17 protein-coding genes are annotated in these 15663 nt (G+C 65.3%); 8 read left to right on the forward strand and 9 right to left on the reverse strand.

Annotated elements, in window-relative coordinates:
* Positions 1 to 20: 20 nt before the first annotated feature.
* The 5 genes from phnX to phnD all read right to left on the reverse strand — a co-directional run bounded on the left by phnX (position 21) and on the right by phnD (position 4606).
* On the reverse strand, positions 21 to 848 hold the full coding sequence (phnX, locus tag ACEOAC_RS12200; protein ID WP_413445950.1) for a phosphonoacetaldehyde hydrolase: 828 nt from the start codon (positions 846 to 848) through the stop codon (positions 21 to 23).
* A gap of 69 nt (positions 849 to 917) precedes the next feature.
* A complete protein-coding gene (gene psrA / locus ACEOAC_RS12205; protein ID WP_413628890.1) occupies positions 918 to 2015 on the reverse strand; it encodes an iron-containing alcohol dehydrogenase PsrA in 1098 nt (365 codons plus the stop codon).
* Positions 2016 to 2077: 62 nt separating this feature from the next.
* On the reverse strand, positions 2078 to 2932 hold the full coding sequence (phnE, locus tag ACEOAC_RS12210) for a phosphonate ABC transporter, permease protein PhnE (RefSeq protein ID WP_413628891.1): 855 nt from the start codon (positions 2930 to 2932) through the stop codon (positions 2078 to 2080).
* Position 2933: 1 nt separating this feature from the next.
* Entirely contained in the window at positions 2934 to 3743 is an 810-nt protein-coding gene (gene phnC, locus ACEOAC_RS12215; RefSeq protein WP_413628892.1) for a phosphonate ABC transporter ATP-binding protein, read from the reverse strand.
* Positions 3740 to 4606, reverse strand: coding sequence for a phosphonate ABC transporter substrate-binding protein (phnD, locus tag ACEOAC_RS12220; protein WP_006712992.1), 867 nt, complete (start codon positions 4604 to 4606; stop codon positions 3740 to 3742). The genes phnC and phnD overlap by 4 nt, the downstream gene beginning before the upstream one ends.
* Before the next feature lie 174 nt (positions 4607 to 4780).
* Here phnD and ACEOAC_RS12225 point away from each other — a divergent pair, with 174 nt between their 5' ends.
* The 4 genes from ACEOAC_RS12225 (at position 4781) to ACEOAC_RS12240 (ending at position 6955) form a co-directional block, all read left to right on the forward strand.
* The gene (locus ACEOAC_RS12225; RefSeq protein WP_006712990.1) at positions 4781 to 5641 is read left to right on the forward strand and encodes a LysR substrate-binding domain-containing protein; all 861 of its coding nucleotides are present in this window, start codon (positions 4781 to 4783) and stop codon (positions 5639 to 5641) included.
* Between the two features lie 75 nt (positions 5642 to 5716).
* Positions 5717 to 6019 (forward strand): Dabb family protein, encoded by a 303-nt coding sequence (locus ACEOAC_RS12230; RefSeq protein WP_241811616.1) that lies wholly within the window; start codon positions 5717 to 5719, stop codon positions 6017 to 6019.
* A 10-nt stretch (positions 6020 to 6029) separates the two neighbouring features.
* Entirely contained in the window at positions 6030 to 6464 is a 435-nt protein-coding gene (locus ACEOAC_RS12235) for a PaaI family thioesterase (RefSeq protein WP_039876442.1), read from the forward strand.
* 62 nt (positions 6465 to 6526) lie between these two features.
* Positions 6527 to 6955, forward strand: coding sequence for a GNAT family N-acetyltransferase (locus tag ACEOAC_RS12240; RefSeq protein WP_413628893.1), 429 nt, complete (start codon positions 6527 to 6529; stop codon positions 6953 to 6955).
* A gap of 44 nt (positions 6956 to 6999) precedes the next feature.
* Here the strand turns inward: ACEOAC_RS12240 and ACEOAC_RS12245 are convergent, their stop codons facing one another.
* Positions 7000 to 8577: a methyl-accepting chemotaxis protein gene (locus ACEOAC_RS12245; RefSeq protein WP_413628894.1), complete on the reverse strand. Its 1578-nt coding sequence runs from the start codon at positions 8575 to 8577 to the stop codon at positions 7000 to 7002.
* A 316-nt stretch (positions 8578 to 8893) separates the two neighbouring features.
* On the opposite strand from ACEOAC_RS12245, the gene ACEOAC_RS12250 reads away from it, so the two are divergent.
* A complete protein-coding gene (locus ACEOAC_RS12250) occupies positions 8894 to 10219 on the forward strand; it encodes a dicarboxylate/amino acid:cation symporter (protein ID WP_077236857.1) in 1326 nt (441 codons plus the stop codon).
* Between the two features lie 376 nt (positions 10220 to 10595).
* On the opposite strand, the gene ACEOAC_RS12255 is transcribed toward ACEOAC_RS12250, so the two are convergent.
* From ACEOAC_RS12255 to ACEOAC_RS12265, 3 genes are read right to left on the reverse strand one after another with little or no spacing between them, the layout of a single operon-like run.
* Positions 10596 to 11444 (reverse strand): NRDE family protein, encoded by an 849-nt coding sequence (locus ACEOAC_RS12255; RefSeq protein WP_413445067.1) that lies wholly within the window; start codon positions 11442 to 11444, stop codon positions 10596 to 10598.
* Positions 11435 to 11734: a DUF4936 family protein gene (locus ACEOAC_RS12260; protein ID WP_241811612.1), complete on the reverse strand. Its 300-nt coding sequence runs from the start codon at positions 11732 to 11734 to the stop codon at positions 11435 to 11437. The genes ACEOAC_RS12255 and ACEOAC_RS12260 overlap by 10 nt, the downstream gene beginning before the upstream one ends.
* Before the next feature lie 34 nt (positions 11735 to 11768).
* On the reverse strand, positions 11769 to 12833 hold the full coding sequence (locus tag ACEOAC_RS12265; protein ID WP_413445066.1) for a YgfZ/GcvT domain-containing protein: 1065 nt from the start codon (positions 12831 to 12833) through the stop codon (positions 11769 to 11771).
* 143 nt (positions 12834 to 12976) lie between these two features.
* Between ACEOAC_RS12265 and mltG the strand changes: the two genes are divergently transcribed.
* From mltG to ACEOAC_RS12280, 3 genes are read left to right on the forward strand one after another with little or no spacing between them, the layout of a single operon-like run.
* Complete coding sequence (gene mltG, locus ACEOAC_RS12270; protein ID WP_413445065.1) at positions 12977 to 13957, forward strand: endolytic transglycosylase MltG; 981 nt, start codon at positions 12977 to 12979, stop codon at positions 13955 to 13957.
* 42 nt (positions 13958 to 13999) lie between these two features.
* Positions 14000 to 14608 (forward strand): dTMP kinase, encoded by a 609-nt coding sequence (gene tmk / locus ACEOAC_RS12275; RefSeq protein ID WP_413445064.1) that lies wholly within the window; start codon positions 14000 to 14002, stop codon positions 14606 to 14608.
* 10 nt (positions 14609 to 14618) lie between these two features.
* A complete protein-coding gene (locus ACEOAC_RS12280) occupies positions 14619 to 15656 on the forward strand; it encodes a DNA polymerase III subunit delta' (RefSeq protein WP_413628895.1) in 1038 nt (345 codons plus the stop codon).
* The last annotated feature ends 7 nt before the right edge of the window (positions 15657 to 15663 follow it).

A 15663-nucleotide genomic window follows, 5' to 3' on the forward strand; every position in this document is an offset into this window, starting at 1 on the left:
GGGGCCTCGGAGACTCGGCTTCAGGGACGTTCGCCGCTGGCCAGGCGGGCGCGGATGTGGGTCACCACCTCCGGCAGCGTCGCCACCGAATCGATCACATAGTGGGCACCGGCTGCGCGCAGGCGCGCTTCGGCCTGTTGCTTCAGGTGCGTCACTTCGGCCGGCGTCCGGGTGAGCAGTTCTGCCTGGGTAAGTCCCACTTCATTGCCCGACAGCGACACCCCCACGCTCCACATGCCGGCGCGCAGACCTTCCTCGATACCGGGTACGGTGTCGTCCACCTTGATGCAGCCTGCCACGTCATCAATGGCCAGTGCCAGCATGTTGGCCAGCGCCATGTAGGGGCCGGGGCGGCCGCCGGCCTGCAGTTCGTCGCCGGCCACCACGTGGTCGGGGCGGATGCCCTGTTCGGCTGCCAGCGGCAGCAGCACGTCGAGCACCTGGCGCGGATAACCGGAGCAGGAGCCGATCTTGAGGCCCTGTCCACGCAGCCAGGCCAGCACCTGGGCCGCGCCCTCGATGGGTTGCGAATACTGGCCGACCTTGGCGATCTGCATGGGCATGAAGCGGGCATAGATGGCGTCGACATCGGCATCGCTGGCGGGGCGGCCGGCGTGGCGCTGCCATTGGGCGGCGATGTCGGCATCGTCCAGCAGTACGCGGATGTGTTGCCACTTGGACAGACCCATGGGGCCGCGCGCCTGTTGCAGGGTGATCTCGATGTCGAAGCTCTTGAAGGCGTCCACGAAGATCTGGGTCGGCGCCAGGGAGCCGAAGTCGACCAGCGTGCCGGCCCAGTCGAAGATGACGGCTTGCAGGTTGCGGCCGGGCTGCGCAGTGGTGTGCATGAATATTCTCCTTGTCGGATGGCGATGTGCAGTGTTGGGTGGGCTGTCTTGTCGATCGGGGCGTGCCGATCAGGGGGCGGCAGCGATGAAGTTGCGTCCACGTGGGCCTTGCAGGGCCTGCTGCAGGGCGGCGTCCCAGCGCTCGCCCTCACCCAGGCCATAGCGGGCCGGGTCGGTGGACACGCCCAGCGCTTCCAGGAAGGCGGTGAGCCGGGCCACGGCCTGGTGGGCGTCGTCGGCCTCGAAGATGTCCAGCAGCAGCGCATCCACGGCTGCATCGCGGCCCAGCGCCAGGCGCAGGATGTGGGGCAGCGAGAACGAGCAGGCGATGCCGTGGACCACCCCTTGCCGCAGCGTGATGTCATAGGACAACGAGTGCGCCAGGGCGGTGCGGGTATTGGAAAAGGCCAGGCCGGCCTGTAGCGCCGCCACTGCCATCTGCTCGCGCAGGGCCAGTGCGTCGGGCTGACGCATGAGGGCCGGCAATGTGGCGAGGATGCTGCGCGCGGCACTGGCGGCCAGGGTCGAGGAGACCGGGTTGCGGTGCCGGTTCCAGATCGCCTCCAGGGCGTGCGACAGCGCGTCCAGGGCGCTGGCCAGGGTGGCGGCCGGGGGCAGGCTGCACATCAGTTCGGCATCGATGAGGGCGGCTTCGGGCCAGGTCCAGGGACGATGCAGGGAATACTTGTGACCGCCTGCCGCATCCCACAGCGTGGCCCAGGGCGTGACTTCGCTGCCGGTGCCGGCGGTGGTGGGAATGGCGATGAGCGTCTTGATGCGGGCGGGGTCGGGCTGGAAGGCGCTGTCCTGGCGCAGATGGGTGAGCAGTTCCTCGAAGCGGCCCGAGGGTGTGGGCGCCAGCATGGCCTTGGCGCAGTCGATGACACTGCCGCCGCCCAGCGCGATCAGGCAGGGGACGTCGGGGTGCTGCTGCCAGAGGCGCTCGTGCATCGCGCCCAGCCAGGCGACGTCGGGATTGGGTTGGACGTTGTTTTCGATGGCCACCAGCTGCGGCCCGAGCAGGTCGGCGACGGCCTGCTCCAGGCCCAGCGCGGCGGCCTCGGGAAAGGTGATCAGGACGGCGCGCCGGCCTGCCAGCAATTGCGGCAGGGTGGCGAGGCTGCCGGCGCCGGCATGGATGGCGACCGGGTTATGGAAATTCCACATGAGTCTGTTCTCGGGGTTTTCGGGGTTCGCGATGTTGAATGGGCGAGCTCAGTGCTCGTTGCTCAATGCGTGCTGCCATCCTGGATCAGGCGCCGCAGGTGGCTGGAGAGCGCATCGGCGGCCACCACCATCAGGGTCACCACGACGATGCAGGTGGCGGTGTCCTGGTATTTGAACAGCTTGAGGCTGTTGACCAGTTCGAAGCCGAGGCCGCCGGCTCCCACCATGCCCAGCACGGTGGCCTGGCGCAGGTTGACCTCGAAGCGGTAGAGCACGGTGGCGATCCAGGCCGTGGCCACCTGCGGCAGTACGCCGAAGAGGATCACCTGCAGCGGCCTGGCGCCGGTGGCGCGCAGTGCTTCCAGCGGACCCTGGTCGATTTCCTCGATGCTTTCGGCGAAGAACTTGCCGACCATACCCACGCCGTGTACGGCCAGTGCCAGCACGCCAGGGAAGGGCCCCAGCCCCACCGCCGAGACGAACACCAGCGCCAGGATCAGTTCATTGATGCTGCGGGTGACGTTGAGGCCCTGGCGCACCAGGGCGTGCAGGGTGCGGTTGGGGTTGAGATTGCGTGCCGCCAGCAGGGCCACCGGTACGGCGCCGAGCACGCCCAGCAGCGTTCCCCACAGCGCGATCTGCAGGGTCTCGATGGCCGGGGCCAGCAGTGCTGGCAGCAAGGACCAGTTGGGCGGGAAGGAGCGGGCCAGGAAGTCGCCGATCTGCGGCAGGCCAGTGGCCAGTTCGCTCCACGACAGTTGCGTGCCCTGGGCACTCCAGCCGAGCAGCCAGGCGATCAGCGCCACCAGGGCGGCGTAGCCCAGCCAGGCGCGCAGCGTCTGCGGCCGGGGGCCGGTCCAGAGATAGCCGGGGGCGGTCGATGATGGGGCGGCAGAGGGAGAGGAGGGGCTGTTCATGTCAGGTTCCTTGGATCGCCGGTGCCTGGCTGGTGGCGGCGGTGGCGGTGGCTTGGGAAGCCGGGTGCGGCACGTGACCCGGGCTGGCATAGATGCGGTCCAGGTGATGCTGGTCCAGTGCGGTGCTGGGGCCGTCGAAGACCAGCTCGCCGCCGGACAGGCCGATGATGCGGTCGCCGAATTCGCGGGCATAGTCCACCTGGTGCAGATTGCAGACCACGGTGATACCCAGTTCGCGCGAGGCGGCGCGCAGGTAGTGCAGCACCAGGCGCGAAGTCTTGGGGTCCAGGCTGGCCACTGGTTCGTCGGCCAGGATCACCTGCGGCTGCTGGGCCAGGGCGCGGGCGATGCCGACCCGCTGGCGCTGGCCGCCGGAGAGGGCATCGGTACGCTGGTGGGCCTTGTGTTCCAGTTCCACGCGGCGCAGGCAGTCCATGGCCAGGGCCACGTCCTGGCGGCTGAACAGTTGCAGGATCGAAGACCAGGTCGGGACCTGGCCGAGGCGGCCGGTCAGGGTGTTCTTCAGCACCGACAGGCGCGGCACCACATTGTGATGCTGGAAGATCATCGCCACCTGGCGGCGCAACTGGCGGACCTGGCGGGCGCGGGGATCGGTGGCGTCGAAGCCGGCGATCCGGAGTTCACCCGAACTGGGCTGGACCAGACCGTTCATGCAGCGTAGCAGGGTGGACTTGCCGGCCCCGGACGGGCCCAGCACCACCAGGAACTGGCCGGCCGGGACGTCCAGGTCGATCCCGCGCAGCACGGCATGGCTGCCGTAGTGCTTGGCGAGGGCGCGGAGCTGGATCATTTCATGGCCTTCAGGTCCAGGTTGAGGATCTTGGCGGTCTCGCGCACCACGTCGTAGGCGCCGTCGGTGGTGGGGACGAAGCCGTTCAGGACGCCCTGGTCACCCCATTTCACGTCCTTGATGTTGGCGAAGGCGGCGGCGATCTTCTGTTTCAGGGCCGGGTCCAGGTCGCGACGCCAGACCATGGGCGACTCGGGGATGTCGGGCGAGGTCCAGACCACGTTCAGGTCCGATTGCTGGACCACGCCCTTGGCCACGGCGGCCGCCAGGATGCGGTCGGCCACGGCAGCGGCGTCGACCTTCTTGTTGGCCACGGCCAGGATGCTGGCGTCATGCGAGCCGGAGAAGATCACCCGGGAAAAATACTTGTTGGGATCGATATTGAGTTTTTGCAGGCCGGCGCTGGGGAACAGGTGGCCGGAAGCCGAGGACGGGTCGACGAAGGCCATGGTGCGGCCCTTCAACTGCTCCACGCTCTGCAGGCCGCTGTCCTTGCGGGTGATGATGAGGCTCTTGTAGAAGCTGCGGCCGCTCTTCTTGGTCTCGGCCACGGCGAAGGCTTCGACATTGGCCACCGAGCTGGCCAGCACGTAGGAGAAGGGGCCGAGGTAGGCCACATCCAGCTTGCGCGAGCGCAGCGCCTCGATGATGCCGTTGTAGTCGGTGGCGATGAAGGGCTTGACCGGCATGCCCAGCTGCTGCTGCAGGCTGTCGATGACGGCCTTGCTGTTTTCCAGCATGGCCTGCGAGTCTTCGGCCGGGATCAGGCCCACGGTCAGGGGCTGGGCGGCGCGCACCGGCTGGCTCAGCAGGAGGGAGGTCAGGGCGCCCAGGCACAGGGCGAGCAGGGAACGTCGTTGCATGGTGGATCCTTGTCATGGGCGTCCGGTGGTGGACGCAGTGGGTGATCGGCGGCGCAGTGCCGGGCGAGTTGCTCGGGCCGGTACTGACAGGAAGGGAGCTTACGGGGGCTTTATGACGGCCCTATTATCGATATAATCGTTAAAATTCGACGAAGCTATTGATTGAGGCTATAGATGACTCCTTCGCAACTGCGTGCCTTCCTCGCCGTGGCCCGCCATCGCGGCTTTTCGGCGGCGGCCCGGGCCTTGGGCGTGAGCCAGCCGACCCTGACCACCCAGGTGCAATCGCTGGAGCGCGAACACAATGTGGAACTGTTCTTCCGCCGGGGGCGGCGGGTCGACCTGTCGGAGACGGCGCAGCGCCTGTTGCCGATCGCGCAGAACATTGCCGAGCTGGAACTGGACGCGCTGAACCTGCTGGTCAATTCGGGAGCGCTGCATGTGGGGCATCTGCGCATCGGCGCGGTCGGGCCGTTCCACGTGATCGAGATGGTGGACGCCTACCGCGCCCGTTATCCGCAGGTTGAGCTTTCGATCAAGCTGGGCAACTCGGCGCAGTCGCTGGCCGATCTGGAGAACTACGTGACCGATGTCGCGGTGCTGGCCAGCGTGACCGACGATGCGCGGTTCCACGCACTGCCCTATGCCGATCACGCGGTGGTGCTGTTTGCCCATCGCAGTCATCCCTTCTACCAGCGCGAGACGGTCGCCCTGGCCGAACTGGAGCAGCAGCCGATGCTCATGCGCGAACAGGGCTCGACCACCCGGCTGGCGCTGGAAAAGGTATTGCAGCAAGCCGGCGTGAAGCCCCGCGTGGTGATGGAGATCGGCAGCCGCGAAGCCCTGCGCGAGGCGGTGGCACGCGGCCTGGGGCTGGCGGCGGTATCGGAGGCGGAATTCATTCCCGACGAGCGTTTTCGCATGGTGCGCATCGAGGGCGACCCGGTGAGCACCCACACCTATGTCTATTGCCTGGCCGAGCGCCGCGAAGGGCGGCTGGTCGGGTCCTTCATGAAGATCGCTGCGCGTGGCTGACGGGGGTGCCGGTCGTGGTCGGCGCTTTCGCTTATCATTGCGGTTTATCCAATTTTCGACCGAGGAAGACCGATCGTGATCAAGCATATCGTGATGTGGAAACTGAAGGACCACGCAGAAGGCGCTGACAAGGCCACCAACCTGCTGAAGATGAAGCAATTGCTGGACAGCTGTGCCAATGTGGTGCCGGGCATCCTGAAGTTCGAAGCGGTACTGGCGCAACCGGGTCTGGAAGCCACCTATGACGTGGTGCTGTATTCGGAGTTCGAATCCAGGGCGGCGCTGGATGCCTACCAGGACCATCCCGACCATATCGCCATCAAGCCCTTCATCGGTGCCGTGCGCGAGGCGCGCCAGTGCATGGATTACGAAATCTGAGGCCGCTGCAATGAGTCTGCCGTTGACCGAGGTCTTCCCGCAAGGTAATCCCTACCTGCAGGCACTGGGCGTGGAGGTGCTGGAATATGGCGACGATCGCGCCGTGATGTCGCTGCTTCTCAAGCCGGAGTTCATGAACAGCTGGCAGGTGGCGCAGGGCGGCATCTCGATGACCCTGCTGGACGTGGCCATGGGCCTGTCGGCCAGGGCCGGCGTGCCGGACGCCAAGTCCTCGGCCACCGTCGAGATGAGCACCAGCTTCCTGCAGCCGGCCGGTCATGCCGGCGAGACCATCGTGGCGCGCGGCCATACCTACCATCGCTCCACCACCATGTGCTTCTGCCAGGCCGAACTGTGGAATGGCGAGCGGCTGGTGGCCAAGGCCATGGGGACCTTCAAGCTGATCCGCCGCCTGGATATTTCCAGGAAGCTGGATCACGAGTGAGCCGTCTTTCACCCGTAGGCCCTCATGGCGTTTCCGTTTCAACCCTCAGCAGGAATTCCCGCATGAAAATCACCGTAGGCAGTTGGGAAGCGCTGCGCGCACACGCCCAGCCTATCCGCTTCGAAGTCTTTGTCGATGAACAGAAGGTGCCAGCCGAGATCGAGCTGGACGAGATGGACCCGCTGTGCGTGCATGCGGTGGCCTACGACGAGGCCGGCCAGCCGCTGGCCACCGGTCGCCTGCTGCCGGACGGCCATATCGGCCGCATGGCGGTGCGCAAGGCCGGGCGCGGCCAGGGCGTGGGCGGGGCAGTGTTGCAGGCGTTGATCCAGGCGGCGCGGGAGCGCGGCGACGGCGAGGTGATCCTCAATGCGCAGATCCATGCCGAGGGCTTCTACAATGCCCACGGCTTCGCCCGCGAGGGTGACGAGTTCATGGAAGCGGGCATCCCCCACATCACCATGCGGGCCAGCCTGCGCCGGCAGGCCTAGCCGTCAGGGACGGCAGGTCCGGCAGGTCCGACAGGGCCGACATTTCAGGCCGGCCGCACGCGGGCTGGCGGCTTGCCGTCTTCCAGTCTGAAATAGCACAGCTGGGCGCCCAGTTCGCGCGCCCGTTCGGCCACCACTTCGGCGGTGGAGGCCAGTTCTTCCGAGGCGGCCGCATTGCGCTGCGTGGTGTCGTTGAGCTGCGCGACGGCGGCGCCGATTTCCTGTACCCCTTCTTCCTGCATGCGCGAGGACAGCGTGATCTGGTTGATCTGTTGCGAGGCTTCGCGGATTCCCTGCAGCGTGCCTTCGGCCAGGCGCTGGCTGGTTTCCTCGGCCATGTCCACGCTTTCCTGTGCAATCACGCTGATTTCGTGGGCGCTGCCCTGGCTGCGCTCGGCCAGCTTGCGGATTTCGGCGGCCACCACCGAGAAGCCGCGCCCGTGCTCGCCGGCGCGGGCGGCTTCGATGGCGGCATTCAGGGCCAGCAGGTTGGTCTGGTAGGCGATGTCGTCGATCACCCCGACCTGGCGCGCGATGCCGCGCATGGCAGCCACCGTGGTCTGTACCGCGGCGCCGCTCTTGTCGGCGTCGGCCGCGGCGGCCAGCGCGATCTGGTCGGTGCGGCGAGCGTGTTCGCCAGTCTGCTGGATGGCCAGGCTCATGCTGGCAATGGCGCTGTGGACTTCTTCTACCGCCGCTGCCTGCTCGCTGGAGGCACCCGCCAGGGCGTGCGCGGTGGCGTTGAGCTGGCGTGAGGAGTCGCCCAGTGACTGGGTCGAGAGGGTGACGCTGCGCATGATGTCGGTGAGCCGTTCACGCATGGTGTGCATGGCGTAGAGCAGGCTGCCGCGGTCATTGCGGCGCAGTCGCACCGCCACGCCGAGGTTGCCGTCGGCGATCTGGCGCACAATGTCGGCGGCGTAATCGGGTTCACCCCCGAGCTGGCGGCGCAGGCTGATGATGATCCACAGCGCCAGGGCAATGCCCAGGATCAGGGCCACGCAGGCGATTTCGAGGTTGTGGCGGCGCAGTTCGCCGTATTCCTGCAGGGCATTGTCGTAGGCACCGCGGGTCATGGTTTCCTGCAGGTGACCGAGGGTGGCCAGTTGCGTGGCCAGGGCCGACAGGCGCGGCGTGAGCTGGGTCCAGCTGCGGTTGGCCTGCAATACCTGGGTGCTGGCGATGAGTTCGATGACCTGGTTGCGTTCGCTCAGGTAGGTTTTCCAGCTTTGCTCGAAGCGGGCGGCCTCGGTGATTTCCTCGGGGGTCAGGCGGGTGGCGCGGTAGGCTTGCCAGCCCTGGTCGAAACTGGCGTCCAGGCCGGCCAGGCGGCCCAGCCACTGCTTGATCTGTTCATTGCTGGTGGCGCCATCGGGACCCGGTTCGGTCGGCACATTGGCCATCATCAGGGCGCGGCCCATGACGTCGCGGTTCATGTACAAGGCATCGCGCACGCGGGCGATGTGGATCAGGGCCATGGTCCGGTCTTCGTAGACATAGCGCAGCTTGTCGTTGCTGGAGGCCATGCCCAGCATGTCACGCCAGGCCAGCAGGACCACGCTGCCACACAGCACCGCTACCAGAATCCCGAGGCGGGCGGTGACCGTCAATTTTCGTCGCACGATATTTTCCTTGTGAGTGCCCGTGAGCTTTCGTTCAGTCCAGCACAGACTATAGCGAATCCTATTGCATTGCAGAATGAAGAAAAGAGCAGTTTGAACCGCTGTTTACTGAAGTTATGTGGTTTCCCACAATACCCGCCCCGTAGCGACTGCGAGATACTTGCGGCCGAACCGGGGAGGGGGAGTTCTCCCGGACGCATTGCTGGCAAAAGCAAGCAAAAAACAAGCAAATGCCCGAACGGACGACGATCCGGCAACGGCAGGCGGCGGGTCCCCAGGGACCGGCTGATATTCGATGTTTCTTGGAGAAATCATAATGACGGCGCAAAAACCGCCCCTTTACAAATCGCTGTATTTCCAGGTTCTGGTTGCCATCGTGATCGGCATCCTGCTGGGCCATTTCTACCCATCCACGGGTGAAGCCATGAAGCCGCTCGGCGATGGCTTCGTCAAACTGATCAAGATGATCATCGCGCCGGTGATCTTCTGTACCGTCGTCATCGGCATCGCCGGCATGGAAGACATGAAGAAGGTCGGCAAGACCGGCGGTCTGGCCCTGCTGTACTTCGAAGTGGTCAGTACCGTGGCCCTGATCATCGGCCTGGTGCTGGTGAACTTCCTCAAGCCCGGCGTGGGCATGAACGTCGACCCGTCGGCGCTGGATACCAAGAGCATTGCGGCCTATACCGCCCCGGGCAAGATGGGTTCGGTGACCGACTTCGTCATGGGCATCATCCCCACCAGCATGGTGGACGCGTTTGCCAAGGGTGACGTGCTGCAGGTGCTGCTGGTGGCGGTGCTGTTCGGCTTCGCCCTGCACAAGTTCGGCGGTCGCGGCACGCTAGTGTTCGATTTCATCGAAAAGATCTCGCACGTGCTGTTCTCGGTGGTGGGCGCGATCATGAAGGTGGCTCCGATCGGTGCCTTCGGTGCGATGTCCTTCACCATCGGCAAGTACGGCGTGGGTTCGCTGTTCTCGCTGGCCAAGCTGATGGGTACCTTCTACCTGACCTGCCTGCTGTTCATCTTCGTGGTGCTGGGGATCATCACCCGCCTGCACGGCTTCTCGATCTGGAAGTTCGTCAAGTACATCAAGGAAGAACTGCTGATCGTGCTGGGTACCTCTTCCTCGGAATCGGTGCTGCCGCGCATGCTGGCCAAGATGGAAAATGCCGGCGCCAAGAAGACCGTGGTCGGTCTGGTGATCCCGACCGGTTACTCCTTCAACCTGGACGGCACCGCGATCTACCTGACCATGGCGGCCGTGTTCATCGCCCAGGCCACCAACACGCCCATGACCTTCGTGCAGGAACTGACGCTGCTGGGTGTGCTGCTGCTGACGTCCAAGGGCGCGGCGGGCATCACCGGCTCCGGCTTCATCGTGCTGGCGGCGACGCTGTCGGCGGTGGGCCACGTGCCGGTGGCCGGCCTGGCGCTGATCCTGGGTATCGACCGCTTCATGTCCGAAGCGCGTGCCCTGACCAACACCATCGGCAACGGCGTGGCGACCTTGGTGGTGGCCAAGTGGAGCGGCGAACTGGATAGCGAGCGCCTGACCAAGGTCTTGAACAACGAGACCGTGGAAGATGCGCAGGCACCGGAAGCCGTCCTGGATCGCACCGAAGCCAAGATGCATCACTAAGTCACCGCAGCGGGAGTCGCTCCCGCCAGGCTGGCCTGATCGGCCCCATCCCCGCGCCTTGTCTGGCGTGGTGGTGGGGCCGATGTGTTTTTGGGTGGCGGAAATGGCGGAGTCGGGTTAGGTCCGGGATCGGCGGGAACAGTGGATGCAGTCCACCGTCCTGGGGAGGTTTGTACCTCTTGCTACGGGCAGGCCGGGTACAGGCGAAAAAAAAGCCCACGACCTTGCGGTGTGGGCTTGAATCCAATTCTTTAGGAGGAAATTGGAGGAGACAGGTGTAACTTTACTGCTCCGCATCAAATCAGGCCAATTTATCTTCCAAATATCAGATATACGCTTTGGTTATTTCACATGGGCAAGGAATGAAGGCCCCGGGTCAGGCGCTGTGCGGCTTTGCGCCAGGCTGGTCGCCGCCGGGTGAAGCTTCTTGCACCCTGGGCTTGCAGGGGAGACGGCAGGCCTTGTCGGTGGCGGCCTCGCCGCTATATTGCATCGCCATAGGATCGACCACGTGTTCGGTCAAGACCGGTTCGCCGACGATGGGCACGCGCAGGACCGTGGAGCAGCGGGTGCCGTAGTCGGGCGAGCGGATGAAGATGGGCGAGAGCATGCGCTCCTTTTCCAGCCCGATGCCAGTGTCGGGCAGGCGGCAGTCGTTGGCGCGGGTGCCGTCGGTGAGCATTTCGAAGAAGGTCTCTTCCGGGGCGCCCTGGCACAGCAGGCTGGCGAATTGCGCCTTGGCGCGGGTGAGCTTGGGCCAGGGGGTGTCGAGCAGGGCATTGGAGACACCGTAGACGCCGTATTCCAGCGGCTGGCCATTGCGGGGATCTTCGCTGCCGCGATTGGAATACCACAGCATGGTCTCGGGGTTGCCCACGAGGAGGTTGAAGCCGTTGTATTGCTGGGCGCGGGGTTCGATCTGGCGCAGGTAATCCTGCGGCGTCATGTCGCCGGCCAGGTAGTCGGCGACCAGCTGGCCCCGGGTCGGGGCATCCGTTCGTCGTTCGGAGGGGGCGCGCACGTTGGTCAGGGCGGCAAAGCGGCCATCACGGGTCACGCCCAGCCAGGTGCCGCCGCCTTGCAGGTCGCGGCCGGCGTAGATCTTGGGATGGTCGTTCCACCAGGCGGCGTCAGCGGCCGGGCGGGCGTAGAACTCGTCGCGATTGGCGGCCATGATCAACGGCATGCCGGGGATGACTTTCCAGGCGAAGATGATCAGGCACATGGGGCGATATCCTCGAACTGTTCTACATGACGCGCACCGCTGATGAGGGACAAGGCACCGGTCTCGGCCAGGGCCTGCTCCAGGGCGCGGGTGAATCCCTCGGCATCGGTGTCGGCGATGCCTTGGTAGATTTCCATCCAGGTCTGCAGGCCGTCCTGTTCGCCAGGGCGGCGCTTGAGTGCGCCGGTCACCTGCTGGCGCGCCTGCAGGGTGGCCTGTACGCCCCGGATCTTGTCCAGCAGTGTTGGGGCGTGGGTGCTGGCGACCCGGTAGTAGATGTAGAGGTCCATGGTGATTCCCTATGGCTTGAACGCTGCACGCCGCTTATTGCGGATCGGCCAGCTCATAGGGGAGGTCATGGAAATGCAGGGCAGGGCCACCGGCGGCGCCCAGATGGACGGTATCGTCGGCGGCGGCCAGTTTCATTTCCACCAGGGCCAGGGCGTGATCCTGGTCCAGTGGTTCGGCATTGACCACCATGCCGCAGGGCTGGCCGGGATCGGCGGCAGCAAAGACTTCGTCACCGGCCCGGGCATCGGCGCTGGCGATGGTGGCCAGCAATGTGCGCCGCTTGAGCTTGCCCAGGTACTGGCTGCGGGCGACGATTTCCTGGCCGGGGTAGCAGCCTTTCTTGAAATTGACGCCGCCGATCAGTTCGAAATTGATCATCTGCGGCACGAACTGCTCTTGCGTAGCGGCGAGGATGCCGGGGACACCGGCGCGGATGTCGGACAGGCGCCAGGCCAGGGTGGCGGTGGGCTTCAAGTGCTGTACCAGCTTGGGCCAGGCGGTGCTCAGGGTGTCGAGGGCGGCAATCCATTGGTAGCGCGGGCTGCCGGCGGCATCGGCCAGGCGGATCAGGGTGCCATGGCTGTTGTCGAGCTTGTCATAGGGGGCGGTTGGCAAGACCGGGAACCACTCGGCCAGGGCGTTGGCGGTGGCCGGTCCGACCAGGCCCAGCACGGCGCGTTCGGCGCTGACGTCGGCCAGCTTGGCCTTGGCGCGCAGGATGAACATCTGCAGGCGCTTCTGGATGGCAGGCTGCAGCGCGCGCGGCAGCTGCAGGAAGATCCCGGCTTCGTCGCGCCACATCAGCAGGGTGGCCAGCAGTCGGCCCTTGGGCGAGCAATAGCCGGCCAGGCGGGCGGAATCGGCGGTGAGGTGCTGCACATCATTGGTGAGCTGACCGTGCAGGAAGGCGGCGGCTTCTTCGCCGGTGGCCGCGATCAGGCCCAGGTCGGTCAGGGGGGCCACGAAACTTTCCAGGCTCTGCGGGACGGCGGCAGCGGGGTCGAAGCCGAGTACGTCCTGGCCCTGGTCGTCAAACTGGGCGCCTTGCTGCGTGAGGAAGTCGCGCCAGGCGGAGGGCGATGCGGTGATGTCTGTCATAGGAAATCTTTTACGGATTACGTCTTGCCGGGGTGAAGTCCCCGGCAAATTAGGCAACTGTCGTGCCAGCGATTATCATTGATGCCTCGATTATAGTGATCTCCGAAAAATCGCGTCGGAACTACAGGGATTTCGCATCAGGTATGAAGAAGTTATTGGCAACATTGTTCGTGCTGGCCGCGCTGGTCGCCGGTGCTGGCGTCTACTGGACCAAGCAGCCCATCGTGCCGGCCAATGGCCAGCTGATCGCCTTTACCATCACGCCGGGGGCGGGTGTGTCGGGGGCTGCGCAGCAGATCGCGGCGGCCGGGGTGCCGCTCAATCCGGACCTGTTCACGCTGTATGCGCGCCTGTCCGGCGAAGGCGGCCGCATCAAGGCCGGCAGCTATGAGATCAAGCCCGGTTACACGCCCCAGCGGCTGCTGCTGCAACTGGTGCGCGGCGAGTTCGCGCAGGAGGCGCTGACCGTCATCGAGGGTTGGACTTTCAAGCAGATGCGCCGCGCCATCGCCGACCAGCCGGCGCTGAAGCACGATACCGCCAGTTGGACCGACCAGCAGATCCTGGCCAAGCTGACCAACGAATACACCTATCCGGAAGGCCTGTTCTTCCCCGATACCTATCTCTTCGCCAAGGGCGCCAGCGATATGCAGGTCTATAAACAGGCCTTCGCGCTGATGAGCAAGAAGCTCAACGAAGCCTGGGCGCGACGCGATCTGTCGCTGCCGTATCGCACGCCCTATGAGGCGCTGATCATGGCGTCCATCGTGGAAAAGGAGACCGGGCAGAAATCCGAGCGTGGCATGGTGGCCGGTGTGTTCGTCAACCGCCTGCGTACCGGCATGCTGCTGCAGACCGATCCGACGGTGATCTATGGCATGGGCGATCGTTACCAGGGCAAGATCCGCAAGGTCGACCTGCTGACCGATACGCCCTACAACACCTATACCCGTGCCGGCCTGCCGCCCACGCCGATCGCCTTGCCGGGGGCAGCCTCGCTGGCGGCGGCGCTGAACCCGGACAAGACCGAGGCCTTATACTTCGTGGCGCGTGGCGATGGCACCAGCCATTTCTCCAGCAACCTGAACGAGCACAACCAGGCCGTCAACCGCTACCAGCGTTGATCCGCCTTTCTTTTCACCGATTCATTCTGTAGCGATACCTTCATGGCATCAGGCAAATTCATTACCTTCGAAGGCATCGACGGCGCCGGCAAGTCGACGCATATTCCCTTCGTCACCGAGCTGCTGCGCGCGCGCGGCCTGACGGTGGTGGCCACCCGCGAGCCGGGTGGTACCGAACTGGGCGAGCGCCTGCGCGAACTGGTGCTGCATCATCCCATGCACCTGGAGACCGAGGCCCTGCTGATGTTTGCCTCGCGGCGCGAACACCTGGCGCAGGTGATCAGCCCGGCGCTGGAACGCGGCGACTGGGTGATTTCGGACCGTTTCACCGATGCCACCTTCGCCTACCAGGGCGGCGGCCGCAAGCTGGCCCTGGACAAGCTGGAAAGCCTGGAGCAGTGGGTGCATCCGCATCTGCAGCCGGACCTGACGCTGCTTTTTGACGTGCCGCTGGAAGTGGCACGCGCGCGCCTGGATGCAGAACGCACCCTGGACAAGTTCGAGCAGGAAAAGGCGGACTTCTTCGCCAACACCCGCGCCGAATATCTGCGTCGCGCCGCGCAATTCCCGCAGCGTTTCCGCATTGTCGATTCCACCCGTCCGATCCCGGTGATCCAGGACGAATTGCGCGCCATCTTGGCCGCGCTGTGAGGGGCGCCGCATGTCCGTGACTTCGACCGATCCCTTGCTGCCCTGGCAGGGCGAGAGCTGGCGCCAGCTGCAGCAGTTGCGCGAGCGCCTGCCGCATGCGCTGCTGTTCTATGGCGCGGCCGGCACCGGCAAGACCCGCTTCGTGGAGGCCTTCGCCAAGTCGCTGCTGTGCGAGTCGCCTACACCCGAGGCGCATGCCTGCGGCGTCTGCCCGTCCTGCAACTGGTTTTCGCAATCCAATCATCCGGACTATCGCCGGGTGCGCCCGGAGGTATTGGAGGACGAACCCGGCGAGGATGACAGCGGCGAGGAAAAGAAGACCGCCAAGGCCAGCAAGGCGCCTTCCAAGGACATCAAGATCGACCAGATCCGTGCGCTGGCCGATTTCATGAACGTTTCCACCCACCGTTCCGGCCTGCGGGTGGTGATGCTGTATCCGGCCGAGGCGCTCAACACCGCCGCCGCCAATGCCTTGCTCAAGACGCTGGAAGAGCCGCCGCCGGGGACCATGTTCCTGCTGCTGTCCAATCGTCTGGATCGGTTGCTGCCGACCATCCTCTCGCGTTGCCGCAAGTTCGCCCTGAACGCGCCGGGCCACGACGAGGCGCTGGCCTGGCTCAAGCAGCAGGGCGTCAAGGATGCCGATGCCTGGCTGGCCGAGCAGGGTGGGGCGCCGCTGGCGGCGCTGGAGGCGGCACAGGGCGAGGGGCGCGAGGCGCTCGACGAGCTGCTGCGGCAACTGGCCCAGCCTGGCGTGGATGGCGCCCTGCGTGCCGCCGACAAGTTGCAGAAGACGCCCGCCGCCGAGCTGGTGGGCTGGGTGCAGCGCTGGCTCTATGATCTGCTGTCGCTGAAATCGGCCGGGGTGGTGCGCTATTACCCCCGCTACGGCAAGGAACTGGGGCGGCTGGCCGAACGGGTCGATGCACTGGCCTTGTCCAAGGCACTGCGTGGCATGGGTGACCGCCGCGCCATCGCTGACCATCCCTTGTCGGCCAAGCTGTTCATCGAGGAAATGCTGATCGACTACGCGCGGATGTTCGAGTAGGCACATG

The organism is Herbaspirillum frisingense (assembly GCF_047325095.1).
In the GTDB taxonomy this organism is placed as follows: Bacteria; Pseudomonadota; Gammaproteobacteria; order Burkholderiales; family Burkholderiaceae_D; genus Herbaspirillum; species Herbaspirillum frisingense.